The organism is Flavobacterium defluvii, from assembly GCF_900129555.1.
Lineage (GTDB): Bacteria > Bacteroidota > Bacteroidia > Flavobacteriales > Flavobacteriaceae > Flavobacterium > Flavobacterium defluvii.
In genome coordinates this window covers 395,516-407,809 of the sequence record NZ_FQWC01000003.1, presented here as the reverse complement: position 1 = coordinate 407,809, position 12,294 = coordinate 395,516, and the positions used below count along the sequence as shown (strand labels likewise).

The following is a 12,294-nucleotide window of genomic DNA, read 5'->3' as shown; positions in this document are numbered from 1 at the left end:
CCTAAAGCCTAAAGCATATAGAATGAACAAAGGAAAATTAATTGTTTTTTCAGCACCTTCGGGATCAGGGAAAACAACTATAGTAAAACATTTATTAGGGAAAGAAGATTTAAACTTAGAATTTTCGATCTCAGCAGCTTCACGTGACCCACGCGGAGAAGAAGTTCACGGAAAAGATTATTATTTTATTTCGCTTGAACAATTCAAAAAACACATTAAAGCTGAAGAATTCCTGGAATGGGAAGAAGTTTACCGCGATAATTTCTACGGAACTTTAAAAGCCGAAATTGAAAGAATCTGGGCTATGGGAAAAAATGTAATTTTCGATATTGATGTTGCCGGCGGCCTTCGTATTAAACACAAATTCCCGGAACAGACTTTAGCAGTTTTTGTAAAACCGCCCAGTGTTGACGAACTAAAACGACGCTTAAAACAACGTTCAACAGAAAGCGATGATAAAATCAATATGCGAATTGCAAAAGCTTCGGTAGAATTGGCAACAGCTCCTCAATTTGATACTATTATTAAAAACTACGATTTAGATACTGCTAAAGAAGAAGCTTATCAACTTGTAAAGGAGTTTGTAAATAAATAATTTTATTCCACAGAGATACACAAAGAAAAAACACCGGGATTCGCAAAAGTATTATTCTAAACTTTGCGAATCTTTGTGCTATCTTAGCGACTCTCTGTGAAACTATAAAAAATGAAAATAGGTCTTTACTTCGGAACATATAATCCTATTCATGTTGGTCATTTGATTATTGCGAATCACATGGCCGAGTTTGCAGATTTAGATCAGATCTGGATGGTTGTTACGCCACATAATCCGTTAAAAAAGAAAGCGACTTTATTAGACGATCAGCAACGACTTCAAATGGTTTTTCTGGCCACAGAAGATTATCCGAAAATAAAACCTTCAGATATTGAATTTAAATTGCCTCAGCCAAGCTATACAGTGATTACACTCGCTCATTTACAAGAGAAATATCCAAATCATGAATTTTCTTTAATTATGGGCGAAGACAATTTGAAAACGCTTCACAAATGGAGAAATTATGAAGTGATTCTTGAAAATCATAATATTTATGTTTATCCGCGAATTTCAGACGAACCTGAAAATATCGAATTAAAATCGCATCCAAAAATTCATGTTATTGATGCGCCAATTGTAGAGATTTCTTCAACTTTCATTCGGAACAGCATAAAAGAAGGGAAAAATATTCAGCCCTTATTACCTTCTAAAGTTTGGGAATATATTGATCATAATAATTTTTATAAAAAATAAAGAATTAAGTATAATCTTGTCATTTCTCCTTCGTCGAAATGACAATACTATATAAAAAAAGCCTGAATTTAAAACTCAGGCTTTTTGCTATAATTAAGCTTCTATGCTTACTTCACTTTTTATTCTCGTTCTGATTTCGTTCAGTGATTGATCAACTAAAAGTTTTCCATCTCTAAAAACTTCTTTCAATTCACCTTGTTTTTCTTCCTCCCAAGAAACATTATCAGTTAAGTGATACTTACCGTCGATTAAATCTATTTTCATTAATCCTTTAGCCGATTTTTTAGTTCCGTCATCTGTAATTGGATCTTTGAAGATGGCTCTTCCCTCTCCGTTTACTTCTCCGTAAGTTGCTTTCATCGCAAATCCGAAAGTATCTTCTAGTTAATTCACAGTTATACTTTTCTTAGGACTACTGGTACATTCTGCATTTCCGTTTTTTGTAGTAACATCTGCCTTAACCTCAAAAGTTCCAGCGGCGGCATAAGTATGCGAAATACTTGTTCCTGTACCTGTACTTCCGTCTCCAAAAGTCCATTTTACTGAACTCAATGTTCTTGAACCAGTATATTCTATAGAATAATTAATTTTCTTAGAATCCGATGCGTCAACAGAATGGGTCAATTTGATAAAAATTGAATCTCCAAAACAATCTACTATTTCTTCATCGTCATGTTTGCTGCAGGAATTAATTACAAAAAACACAAGGGAAAACATTAAAACAGCCGTAATCTTTCTCATAATCGGAAATTTTAGTGGTTAATACACTCAAAAATATCCTTTTAAAAAATAAAGTCAAAGTAAAATAGAAAGAATTTTCATATATTTTTAAACTAAACTATAATCTATTTCCAAAAAACAATTTCAGTTCCTTTTCAATAATATCAAAAAATGATTTCAAATTATTGTTTTTAGGCGCTAGTAAATACACAAATTCTTCCGGAACATGGAAACTGTTCCAAACTAGCTGCAATTTGTTTTCTTTGATATAATTTCTTGCATTACAATTCCATGTTACTGCTACACCCGTATTTTTAGATAAAAGTCTAAGCATTTCAGATTCTGATGGAATAATGTAATTAGGAACCATTGAAGGTCTTTTTTTATTGAATGCATGCAGCCAGAATAATTTTATATGCGGAATTCTTGCATCATGGCTGTACCATTTTTGTGTATTAAGCCATTGTTCAATTTCGGTAAAATTATCAGCCTTTAATCTTTGACGGAATTCGGTAATATCTAAACTGGCTGGTGCGACCATTATCAGCTTAATTTTTCCAACAATTTCATAAGTAGTATCAAAAGTATCGAACCTTTTTGTCGTAATGGCGAAATCGAGTTTTTTAGAATTTACTAATTCAAAAAGTTCATCGTTTTCTGCAAAAGTAAAATCGATTAAATCAAACTTTGAAATCAAAAGATTTCCAATACAATCAAAAAGGTTTTTTGAAACCCCTACAGAAATTAATCGATTGGCATCTTCTGCTTTAGCCCTAAAACTTGTTTCTACACTTTCGAGTCTGTCGAGCGCATCTATAATCAAATTATTGAGTAACTTAGCATATTCTGTTGGCTCAACACCTTTTGATTTCCGATTAAACAATTTATTCCCCACATGAGCTTCGAGCATAGAAATCTGCTGACTAACCGCAGGCTGGCTCATAAATAATTCCTTTGCGGCAACTGAAAAATTGCCGTTTTTGTAAACTGCTTTAAAAGTTCTGTACCATTCTAGATTTACCATGATATAAATTTGTTTATAACAAACATAGTTTATTTTATTTTTACTGATATCACTTTCCGCGTAAATTTGTTAAAAATTTTAAACTCATGAAAAAAATAGCACTATTCGCAATAATTGCATTTGCTTCTGTAAATATTTCTGCAGTAGCACAAAAATCAAATAAAAAAGGTATGAAAAAAGTATTATTTGTTGTAACCAGCAACGATAAGCTGGGCAACACTGGAGAAAAAACCGGATTTTGGTCTGAAGAATTTGCTGCACCTTATTATGAATTATTAGATCAGGGAGTCGAAATTACGATTGCATCTCCACTTGGAGGGCAGCCGCCAATTGATCCAAAAAGTGCCGATCCGGCATCAGCTACAGAAGACACAAAACGTTTTGATGCTGATAAAGTTTTACAGGAAAAATTAAAAAATACACTGAAACTATCAACTATAAATCAAAAAGATTATGATGCTGTTTTTTATCCTGGAGGTCATGGTCCGCTTTGGGATTTAGTTGAAGACAGAAGTTCAATTGCATTAATCGAATCTTTTTATACACATAACAAACCTGTAGCTTTTGTATGCCACGCTCCGGCAGTTTTGAAAAACGTAAAAGTAAAAGGCGAATATTTGGTAAAAGGTAAAAAAGTTACCGGATTTACAAATGCCGAAGAAGAAGCTGTTGGTTTAACTAAAGTTGTTCCGTTTTTATTAGAAGACGCACTGGCATCAAACGGAGCAATCTTTTCTAAAGGAGAAAACTGGCAGCCTTATGCTGTTGCCGATGGACTTTTAATTACGGGTCAAAACCCGGCATCGTCTAAATTAGTCGCAGGGAAACTATTAGATCAGTTAAAATAAATAAAGGGCTAAGGGACTGAGATGCTATTCCGATAGCAATCGGAACTAAGGTTCTCCTTATTGCTTAAAAATTCAATCCCTTGCTCAAAAAATTAATAAAAAATAAATAAACAACAATGCTGGGCTGCAGAAAAGTTCAAAGAAAAAACTTAGAACCATAGCATCTTAGCATCCTAGAACCTTAAAAAAAATGCTAAACTTTGAATTATACAATCCGACGAATTTAATCTTCGGAAAAGGACAAATTGAAAAACTTTCGACTTTAGTTCCAAAAGATGCTAAAATCCTTTTGGCTTATGGCGGCGGAAGTATTTTTAAAAATGGTGTTTACGATCAGGTAATTGCAAATTTAAAAGGTTTTGATATTGTAGAATTTGGCGGAATTGAGCCAAATCCTCATTTTGAAACTCTAATGAAAGCTGTAGAAGTTATCAAAGCAGAAAAAATCAATTTCATACTTGCTGTTGGAGGAGGATCTGTAATTGATGGTGTAAAATTTATTTCGGCAGCCGTTAATTTTGAAGGAAATCCTATTGATATTTTACAAAAACGAATTCTGATTAAGGAAAATGCGGTGCCTTTCGGAACTGTTTTAACCCTTCCGGCAACGGGAAGCGAAATGAATTCCGGTTCTGTAGTTACAATCGCATCTACTCAGGAAAAACTTGCTTTTGGCGGAAGCGCATTATTTCCAAAATTTTCTATTTGCGATCCTACAGTTATTGAATCTTTACCAAAAAGACAAATTCAAAACGGTGTTGTCGATGCATTTACACACGTTATGGAACAATATTTAACCTATCCGCACGAAGGCTATCTTCAAGACAGAATTGCCGAAGGAATTTTGCAGACTTTAATTGAAGTTGGTCCAAAAGTAGTTGAAAACCCAACAGATTATGCATTGGCTTCAAACTTTATGTGGAGCTGTACAATGGCATTAAACGGATTAATCCAAAAAGGTGTTCCAAGCGACTGGGCAACACACATGATTGGCCACGAATTAACGGCACTTTACGGAATCGATCATGCGAGAACTTTGGCAATTATTGGCCCGAGTTTATATAAAGTAATGTTTGAAACTAAAAAGGGAAAACTGGCACAATACGGAAGACGTATTTTTAACCTTACTGGTTCTGATGAAGAAGTAGCCAAAGAAGCTATTAATAAAACTGTGGAATATTTCCATACAATGGGAATGGACACAAAACTTTCTCAATACACAGAAAGCTACAGCGATACGGCAGATTTTATCGTAAATCGTTTTGGCGAAAGAGGCTGGAAAGGTTTAGGCGAAAACCAATTGGTAACTTTGGATAAAGTAAAATCTATTGTTGAGCTTAGTTACTAAAATATAAGTTCTAAATTTTAAAAAATCCAAATTCCTATAATCTAAGGAATTTGGATTTTTTTATTGAAATTTAATAAAAAAGGCGTTCTTAACAAGTTTAGGAACGCCTTTTTAAAATACTAAAACAAAACTAACTAACTCAAATTTTGATAAATTCATTAAAATTCTAATTTCTAAACACTTATAACGCAAGGAATTAAATTTTATTGTGACAGGCAGTAAAAATATTTTTATTATTCTGAAACATACTGAAAACCACAGCAATTAAAGGACTTCTGCAAATTTCTTAAATTAGATTTTATGTTATTATTACATTATTAAGTACTTTTGTTTCAAATTAATAAAATAATGAGCGAAAAATTAAAATTTGCAGTAATTGGAGGAGGAAGCTGGGCAACGGCAATTGCAAAAATGTTATGCGTTAATCTTTCAGAAATTGCGTGGTATATGCGTAATGAATCTGCAATCGAACATATTCAGAAATACAAACACAACCCAAACTATTTAAGTTCAGTTGAATTTGACATTAACAAACTTAAATTGACAAGCAATATAAACGAAGCGATTGAATACGCAGATTATATTATTTTCGCGATTCCGTCAGCCTTCTTAGATGCCGAATTAAAAAACATGACGGTTTCTCTATCTGATAAAATTATTTTTTCAGCCATTAAAGGAATCGTTCCTGAAACAAGTTTAATTGTCGGCGAACACTTTCACATTCAATATGACATTCCATATTACAATATCGGAGTTATTACAGGTCCCTGCCACGCCGAGGAAGTTGCTCTTGAGAGACTTTCGTATTTAACAATTGCCTGCGGAGATCCTGAAAAAGCCTGCACGGTTGCTAAATCGCTATCAGGAAATTACATTAAAGCGAAAATTTCAGACGATATTATTGGTACAGAATACGCGGCGATGTTAAAAAATATTTATTCAATCGCAGCCGGAATTGCCCATGGTTTAGGTTATGGCGATAATTTCCAGTCGGTTTTAATGAGTAATGCTATTCGCGAAATGAAAAAATTCATTCGTAAAGTACACAAAATGAAACGTAACATTAATGATTCTGCTTATTTAGGAGATTTATTGGTTACAGGATATTCGGTTTTCTCCAGAAACAGAATGTTCGGAAATATGATTGGAAAAGGTTATACAGTAAAAAGTGCTATGATGGAAATGAGCATGGTTGCCGAAGGTTATTACGCAACAAAAAGTGCCTACAAACTAAATCAGGGCTACGGAGCAAAAACACCAATTATCAATGCTGTTTATGCCGTTCTATACGAAGGAAAAGACGCCAAAACGGTTTTCAGGAAATTGACTGAGTCTTTGGATTAGTCTTTTTTAGAGGATAGAAAATAGAATAAAGAAAATAGATTTCTACTTTAAGAATAAAAAAAAGAGTCAAGACTAATTTAAATTTCGTCTTGACTCTTTTCATTTACCTATTTTTCCAAAGTCTATTTTCTATACTCTTTATTCTTTATTCTCTACTTCACCATAATCCCTTCAACAAACAAAATCGGCACTTCTTCCGTTTTGTTTTCGTCAAGCGAATTGGCTTTAAAAATGAACTTCTTATCGTACAAAGTATTTCCGATGAAGAAAGTTACCATGAACTCATTATTAAGTACCAAAAGGCTCTTTTCTATCAATTCTATCTTTACAACAGAAACTGAAGGAACCTCAACAAAAGCATGACGCAGGATTGAAGTTTTTTTCATTTCGCCATCAATAGTTCCAAACGCTTTTGAAACCACCATAACGCTGTCTAAGTTAAAATCACTATCGTTAACTAAATAAGCGTACCACACTTTTTCCATAAAATCGTCGCTCCATTCCTGCACTGCGGCAAGAAACACGTTTTCAACTTCCGGAATTACTATATCTTTTTTCATATTAGTCAAAAGTTTTAAAGTCGAAAGTCGAAAGTCAAAAACCATCACTCTGAGACTTTTGACTTTCGACTTTACAACTTTATGACTTAAATTATATACTTGCTCTAAACTGCTCTAAGAAACGAACATCGTTTTCATAAAACATACGAATATCTCCAATTTGGTATAAAAGCATCGCAATACGCTCTACTCCCATTCCAAAAGCAAAACCGTTGTATTCATCTGGATTGATATCACAGTTTTTCAAAACGTTTGGATCTACCATTCCACAGCCTCCAATTTCCAACCAGCCAGTACCTTTTGTAATTCTGTAATCGGTTTCGGTTTTTAGTCCCCAATAAATATCAATTTCGGCACTTGGTTCTGTAAATGGAAAATATGACGGACGAAGACGAATCTTAGATTTTCCAAACATTTCTTTTGTGAAGTAAAGTAATGTTTGTTTTAAATCGGCAAAAGAAACATCTTTATCAATGTACAATCCTTCCACTTGATGGAAAATACAGTGCGAACGAGATGAAATCGCTTCGTTACGGAAAACACGTCCCGGAGAAATCGTACGAATTGGCGGTTTATGATTTTCCATATAACGTACCTGAACAGATGATGTATGCGTACGCAATAAAACATCTGGATTGGTCTGGATAAAAAATGTATCCTGCATATCACGTGCCGGATGGTATTCTGGCAAGTTCAATGCTGTAAAATTATGCCAGTCGTCTTCGATTTCCGGACCTTCAGAAACGTTGAATCCAATATTGGCAAAAATATCGATGATTTGATTTTTAACAATTGAAATCGGGTGACGTGAACCAATAAGAACCGGTTCTGCGGCACGCGTCAAATCTCCAAAAATTCCTTTTGTTTCTTCTTTGCTTTCAAGCTCTTCCTGAATAACTCTTACTTTTTCTTCAGCAACTGCTTTTAAAGTATTGATTACTTGTCCGAAATCTTTTTTCTGGTCGTTTGGAATATTTTTAAATTCAGTAAAAAGTTCTTTCAGCAAACCTTTACTTCCTAAATATTTAATACGGAATTGTTCTAACGATTCTTTATTTTTCTCATTAAAGGCTTTAGCTTCCTCTATGTGCTGTTTTATCTTATCTATCATTTTCCTTCGATAATTGAGAGTACAAATTTAGTGTTTTTAGTTGAAAAGTATACAGTCGAGTTCTCAGTTTTCAGTTTTCAGTACAATGACTGGAAACCGAGACTGAAACTATAAACTAAAAACTACTCGATTAATTTTCTTTCTAAAAAATAATTTACAATTGCTTCTTTCATCAAAACCGATTGTTCACCCGCTTTTAACGCTGGCAATTGCTCTTTTATTTTATAATGCGGCCATCCTTCGCTATCAAAAAAATCAAATTCGTAATAACCATAAGGTTCTAACAATCTGCAAATGGCAATATGCATTAGATTTAATTTTTCGTCTTTCTTAAATTGACGATGTATTTTTCCGAGTTCCTGAACTCCAATAAGGTAAATTATGGCATCCAAATCTAAGTCTTCGCCCTGCGAAAATTGATTTGAAAGTATATCGACGAGCTTTTCCCAGCGCTCTTTTAGTTGTATATCTCTAGACATTTAATTTATGATTTTTGATTTTTGATTTATAGATTGCTTATGTAAAAAATCAATTCTGAGGGGGCAGAATGCAATCTTAACTCTAAATTTTGATTTGCAAAGATACAGAGTTCAAACTCAATGTGCCTAAAAAATTTAAACACATAGACACATAGATTTTGTAATCTTGAATAAGAGTGCTGAAAAAGCAAGCTTTAACACATAGATCTATGTGTATTTATGCAAGTGAAACGACTTAGTATGATATTTTAAAACTATGTTTCTATGTGTTTAAATTTATCTCATTTTTTAAACCTATGAACCTTTGTCACTATGAGCCTTTGAACCTAAAAAAAGATATATCTTTGCGCCTCATAAAACACCAAACCCAATCATGAGTTTTTTTGATATTATCGTTGCGGCACTTTTAGGATATAGTTTGTATAAAGGAATTAAAAACGGCCTTTTTGTAGAAGTTGCTTCTTTTATTTCCCTGTTATTAGGAATTTATCTTGCTATTAAATTTTCATCTTTAATGACCGGAATGATTTCAAAACACGTTTCCTGGAATCCAACCAATATTCAAATTACAGCTTTTATCTTAACTTTTATTCTGGTCGTGATTGGCGTTTATTTTTTAGCCAAAATTTTAACGGGAATTGCCGATTTTGCAATGCTCGGCTGGATGAATAAATTAGGTGGAGGTTTTTTCAGGGTTTTAAAAACCATTCTCATTTTGAGTATTTTTATCGCTTTATTCGAAAAAATCAATTTCAATAATACATTCGCTAAAAAAGAAACTTTAGACCATTATATTTTTTATAATCCGGTAAAAAAAGTTGCTGCTTTTGTTTATCCATCGATTGAAAAATGGTACGAGACGTTTAAAAAGGAGCATTCTGAGAAACCAAAAGAAGAAAAAGAACAGACAGAGAAATAATAGCTCGATCGTTTAGAATTAAACCCGACAGGCTTTTGAAACCTGTCGGGTCTGTTTTTTTAATTGCCTCCTAGCTTTAGCTGGAGGATATATTTGAGCTAATAGGAAAGGGCTTTAGCCAAACAGCAATTGTTTGGCTAAAGCCCTTTTCATTATTCTTTTTTTCATCCAGCTAAAGCTGGACGCAATTCATTTCTAAAATTTAACTATCAATTAGGCTTTATATTTACCAATTGATTTCTATACTATCTCCTTTCTTCAAAATTATCTCTTTTCTATAATCACCAAAAACTAAAGTTGTTTTTCCTCCTGTTTTAGAAGAGATTACAGCCTGTGTTATATTTTTATTATTCCAATTCATTTCAATTTCAAATCCTCCTCTTGCACAAATTCCTTTTACAGAACCTTCTGCCCAGGCATCTGGTAAAGCAGGAAGTAATCGGATTTCATTTTCATCAGATTGAACTAACATTTCGGCAACGGCAGCTGCACCTCCAAAATTACCATCAATTTGAAATGGTGGATGAGCATCGAATAAATTCGGATACGTTCCTCCGCCTCTTCTTGGTTTTTCTGTTTTCTTTCCGTCCGGATCTACGTAACGTAATAATTCACGATACATTTTATAAGCGCGATTTCCGTCCCAAAGTCTTGCCCAAAGATTGATTCTCCATCCTTTTGACCAGCCTGTGGTTTCGTCGCCTTTTATTTCTAATGTTTTCTTAGAAGCTTCCGCTAAATCAGGAGTTTTTAAAGGTGTAATATGATCGCCCGGGAAAAGTCCGAATAAGTGTGATTGATGACGATGTTTAGGATCGTTATCTTCCCAATCAAAATACCATTCCTGCAAATTTCCTTTTTTACCAATTTGATATGGATGCAGTTTTGAAAGTGCTGTTTCTAATTTATTTCTGAAATCAGCATCTGTATTTAATGCTTTTGAAGCTTTTATCGTTTTGTCAAAACATTCGCGAATCATAGCCAAATCAGCAGTTCCGCCATATAATGTTGCGCCTACAAATCCGTCAGTCAATTTATATTGATTTTCTGGCGAAGTAGATGGCGAAGTAATTAAATTTCCGTTTTTATCGGTAACCAACCAGCCTAGACAAAATTCGGCCGCGCCTTTCATTAACGGATAACCTTCTTTTTTCAAATAATCCTTATCCTGAGTAAAAGTATAATGTTCCCAAATATGTGTGCTCAGCCAAGCTTCTGCCATTGGCCAGCAAGCCCACATTGGATCTTCTTTTCCAAACTGTCCAACCGGATTAGTCATTGCCCAAATATCAGAATTGTGTGCCGCCGCCCAGCCTTTATCTACTCCGTAAAAAGTTTTAGCCGTTACTTTTCCTGTTACTGAAAGGTTTTTAATGAAACTCAAAAGCGAAGAATGCATTTCAGAAAGATTGGTATTTTCTGCGAGCCAGTAATTTTCTTCTACATTGATATTCATTGTATAATTACTACTCCAGGGCGGATTCACATACGGATTCCAAAGTCCTTGCAAATTGGCTGGAACGCCTAAAGTTCTCGAAGAACTTATTAATAAATATCGTCCGAAATTGAAATATAGAATTTCGAGATTTTTATCCTCTTTTCCCTCAGCATAACGTAATAAACGTTCGTCTGTTGGTAGATCTGGTGCCGTTGTTTTTCCTAAATCTAAATTGACACGATCAAAGAATTTTTGATAATCGGCAATGTGAGATTCTTTTAACTTGTCGAATGGTTTTGCGTAAGCATTATTCAAATTTTGCAAAGCAATTGAAACGTCATCTAAACCTTCTGATGCTGGGTTTTTATCAAAACCATTAAAACTTGTTGCAACAGAAACAAAAATAATCGCTTCGGTTGCATCTGTTAAAGTCAACGATTCTCTTGAACTCGTGATCTTTCCATCTGTTTTTTTGATTTGAACTAAACCTGTAAATCTTGTTCCTCTTTCTTTTAAATTCAGATATTTTGGAATAACATTATATCCTGCATTTTCGTGAATTGGCGCAGAACCTGTCATTACTAAAATATTGTTTCGTACTTCAACATTTGATTTTAAAAGGCTTTTCAAATTAATATCAAAATTCAAAGCTCCTTTTTGATCGGCTGTCAATTTGATAATCATAACTTTATCCGGAGCCGATACGAAATATTCACGGGTATATTTTATGCCAGCCATTTCGTAACTTACTTTTGAAATCGCATTCGAAAGATCTAGTTCACGACGATAATTTACTGCTTTTCCCTTTTCTGAATTATTGATTTCTAATGTTCCTAAAGGCGCATAAGATTCAGAATTTTTACCCTGAACTTTTTTATTGAGTTCTTCTGCCAGTTTGTAGTTTTCGTTTTGTAATGCTTCACGAATGGCCGGAATGTTTTTGTAAACTTCCGGACTCATATTAGCATTTACGGGTTCGCCCGACCAAAGCGTAATATCATTTAAATAAATTTTATCTGCATTTGCACCTCCAAAAACCGTTGCACCCATTTTTCCGTTTCCTAAAACTAAGGTTTCTTCAAAGAATTCGGCTGGTTTATCGTACCATAAAATATTTTTGGATTGCGCCGAAATGTTTGTATAGTAAAATGTGAGAAGTAAGAGGAGAAATGTTTTTTTAATCATGTTTTGGTTTTTCTTATCCTAACAGGTTTT

The 12,294-nt window shown here is 33.9% G+C and carries 12 protein-coding genes and 1 pseudogene; 6 read left to right on the top strand and 7 right to left on the bottom strand.

All coding sequences use genetic code 11. The features are described from left to right. Nucleotides 1-22: 22 nt before the first annotated feature. Both gmk and nadD read left to right on the top strand, forming a co-directional pair. Nucleotides 23-595: a guanylate kinase gene (gmk, locus tag BUC29_RS09300; protein WP_073415560.1), complete on the top strand. Its 573-nt coding sequence runs from the start codon at nucleotides 23-25 to the stop codon at nucleotides 593-595. A gap of 111 nt (nucleotides 596-706) precedes the next feature. After that, nucleotides 707-1,288, top strand: coding sequence for a nicotinate (nicotinamide) nucleotide adenylyltransferase (nadD, locus tag BUC29_RS09295; RefSeq protein WP_073415558.1), 582 nt, complete (start codon nucleotides 707-709; stop codon nucleotides 1,286-1,288). A gap of 93 nt (nucleotides 1,289-1,381) precedes the next feature. Here nadD and BUC29_RS09290 read toward each other — a convergent pair. The 3 genes and pseudogenes from BUC29_RS09290 to BUC29_RS09280 form a co-directional block, all read right to left on the bottom strand. Continuing rightward, nucleotides 1,382-1,666, bottom strand: a pseudogene (locus BUC29_RS09290) (nicotinate phosphoribosyltransferase); the annotation flags it as partial. A gap of 6 nt (nucleotides 1,667-1,672) precedes the next feature. Beyond that, entirely contained in the window at nucleotides 1,673-2,029 is a 357-nt protein-coding gene (locus BUC29_RS09285; protein ID WP_073415556.1) for a PKD domain-containing protein, read from the bottom strand. A gap of 97 nt (nucleotides 2,030-2,126) precedes the next feature. Beyond that, nucleotides 2,127-3,032, bottom strand: coding sequence for a LysR family transcriptional regulator (locus BUC29_RS09280; RefSeq protein WP_073415554.1), 906 nt, complete (start codon nucleotides 3,030-3,032; stop codon nucleotides 2,127-2,129). An 86-nt stretch (nucleotides 3,033-3,118) separates the two neighbouring features. Here BUC29_RS09280 and BUC29_RS09275 point away from each other — a divergent pair, with 86 nt between their 5' ends. The 3 genes from BUC29_RS09275 (at nucleotide 3,119) to BUC29_RS09265 (ending at nucleotide 6,572) form a co-directional block, all read left to right on the top strand. Next, nucleotides 3,119-3,880, top strand: coding sequence for a type 1 glutamine amidotransferase domain-containing protein (locus tag BUC29_RS09275; RefSeq protein WP_073415552.1), 762 nt, complete (start codon nucleotides 3,119-3,121; stop codon nucleotides 3,878-3,880). Nucleotides 3,881-4,070: 190 nt separating this feature from the next. Beyond that, nucleotides 4,071-5,228 (top strand): iron-containing alcohol dehydrogenase, encoded by a 1,158-nt coding sequence (locus tag BUC29_RS09270; protein ID WP_073415549.1) that lies wholly within the window; start codon nucleotides 4,071-4,073, stop codon nucleotides 5,226-5,228. A gap of 348 nt (nucleotides 5,229-5,576) precedes the next feature. Next, nucleotides 5,577-6,572, top strand: coding sequence for an NAD(P)H-dependent glycerol-3-phosphate dehydrogenase (locus BUC29_RS09265; protein WP_073415546.1), 996 nt, complete (start codon nucleotides 5,577-5,579; stop codon nucleotides 6,570-6,572). 152 nt (nucleotides 6,573-6,724) lie between these two features. Here BUC29_RS09265 and BUC29_RS09260 read toward each other — a convergent pair whose 3' ends face one another. From BUC29_RS09260 to BUC29_RS09250, 3 genes are all read right to left on the bottom strand, one after another. After that, nucleotides 6,725-7,132, bottom strand: coding sequence for a hypothetical protein (locus BUC29_RS09260; protein ID WP_073415544.1), 408 nt, complete (start codon nucleotides 7,130-7,132; stop codon nucleotides 6,725-6,727). A gap of 91 nt (nucleotides 7,133-7,223) precedes the next feature. Beyond that, a complete protein-coding gene (gene pheS / locus BUC29_RS09255; RefSeq protein WP_073415542.1) occupies nucleotides 7,224-8,243 on the bottom strand; it encodes a phenylalanine--tRNA ligase subunit alpha in 1,020 nt (339 codons plus the stop codon). A gap of 122 nt (nucleotides 8,244-8,365) precedes the next feature. Then, complete coding sequence (locus BUC29_RS09250; protein WP_073415540.1) at nucleotides 8,366-8,722, bottom strand: hypothetical protein; 357 nt, start codon at nucleotides 8,720-8,722, stop codon at nucleotides 8,366-8,368. Between the two features lie 373 nt (nucleotides 8,723-9,095). Between BUC29_RS09250 and BUC29_RS09245 the strand changes: the two genes are divergently transcribed. Next, the gene (locus BUC29_RS09245) at nucleotides 9,096-9,641 is read left to right on the top strand and encodes a CvpA family protein (protein ID WP_073415538.1); all 546 of its coding nucleotides are present in this window, start codon (nucleotides 9,096-9,098) and stop codon (nucleotides 9,639-9,641) included. 226 nt (nucleotides 9,642-9,867) lie between these two features. Here BUC29_RS09245 and BUC29_RS09240 read toward each other — a convergent pair whose 3' ends face one another. Then, nucleotides 9,868-12,264 (bottom strand): glycoside hydrolase family 95 protein, encoded by a 2,397-nt coding sequence (locus BUC29_RS09240; RefSeq protein ID WP_073415536.1) that lies wholly within the window; start codon nucleotides 12,262-12,264, stop codon nucleotides 9,868-9,870. Nucleotides 12,265-12,294: the final 30 nt, after the last annotated feature.

Excerpts from the sequence above, each read along its gene's own strand:
- gmk (WP_073415560.1), top strand. The coding sequence starts at position 23 with ATGAACAAAGGAAAATTAATTGTTTTTTCAGCACCTTCGGGATCAGGG.
- nadD (WP_073415558.1), top strand. The coding sequence starts at position 707 with ATGAAAATAGGTCTTTACTTCGGAACATATAATCCTATTCATGTTGGT.
- BUC29_RS09285 (WP_073415556.1), bottom strand. The coding sequence starts at position 2,029 with ATGAGAAAGATTACGGCTGTTTTAATGTTTTCCCTTGTGTTTTTTGTA.
- BUC29_RS09280 (WP_073415554.1), bottom strand. The coding sequence starts at position 3,032 with ATGGTAAATCTAGAATGGTACAGAACTTTTAAAGCAGTTTACAAAAAC.
- BUC29_RS09275 (WP_073415552.1), top strand. The coding sequence starts at position 3,119 with ATGAAAAAAATAGCACTATTCGCAATAATTGCATTTGCTTCTGTAAAT.
- BUC29_RS09270 (WP_073415549.1), top strand. The coding sequence starts at position 4,071 with ATGCTAAACTTTGAATTATACAATCCGACGAATTTAATCTTCGGAAAA.
- BUC29_RS09265 (WP_073415546.1), top strand. The coding sequence starts at position 5,577 with ATGAGCGAAAAATTAAAATTTGCAGTAATTGGAGGAGGAAGCTGGGCA.
- BUC29_RS09260 (WP_073415544.1), bottom strand. The coding sequence starts at position 7,132 with ATGAAAAAAGATATAGTAATTCCGGAAGTTGAAAACGTGTTTCTTGCC.
- pheS (WP_073415542.1), bottom strand. The coding sequence starts at position 8,243 with ATGATAGATAAGATAAAACAGCACATAGAGGAAGCTAAAGCCTTTAAT.
- BUC29_RS09250 (WP_073415540.1), bottom strand. The coding sequence starts at position 8,722 with ATGTCTAGAGATATACAACTAAAAGAGCGCTGGGAAAAGCTCGTCGAT.
- BUC29_RS09245 (WP_073415538.1), top strand. The coding sequence starts at position 9,096 with ATGAGTTTTTTTGATATTATCGTTGCGGCACTTTTAGGATATAGTTTG.
- BUC29_RS09240 (WP_073415536.1), bottom strand. The coding sequence starts at position 12,264 with ATGATTAAAAAAACATTTCTCCTCTTACTTCTCACATTTTACTATACA.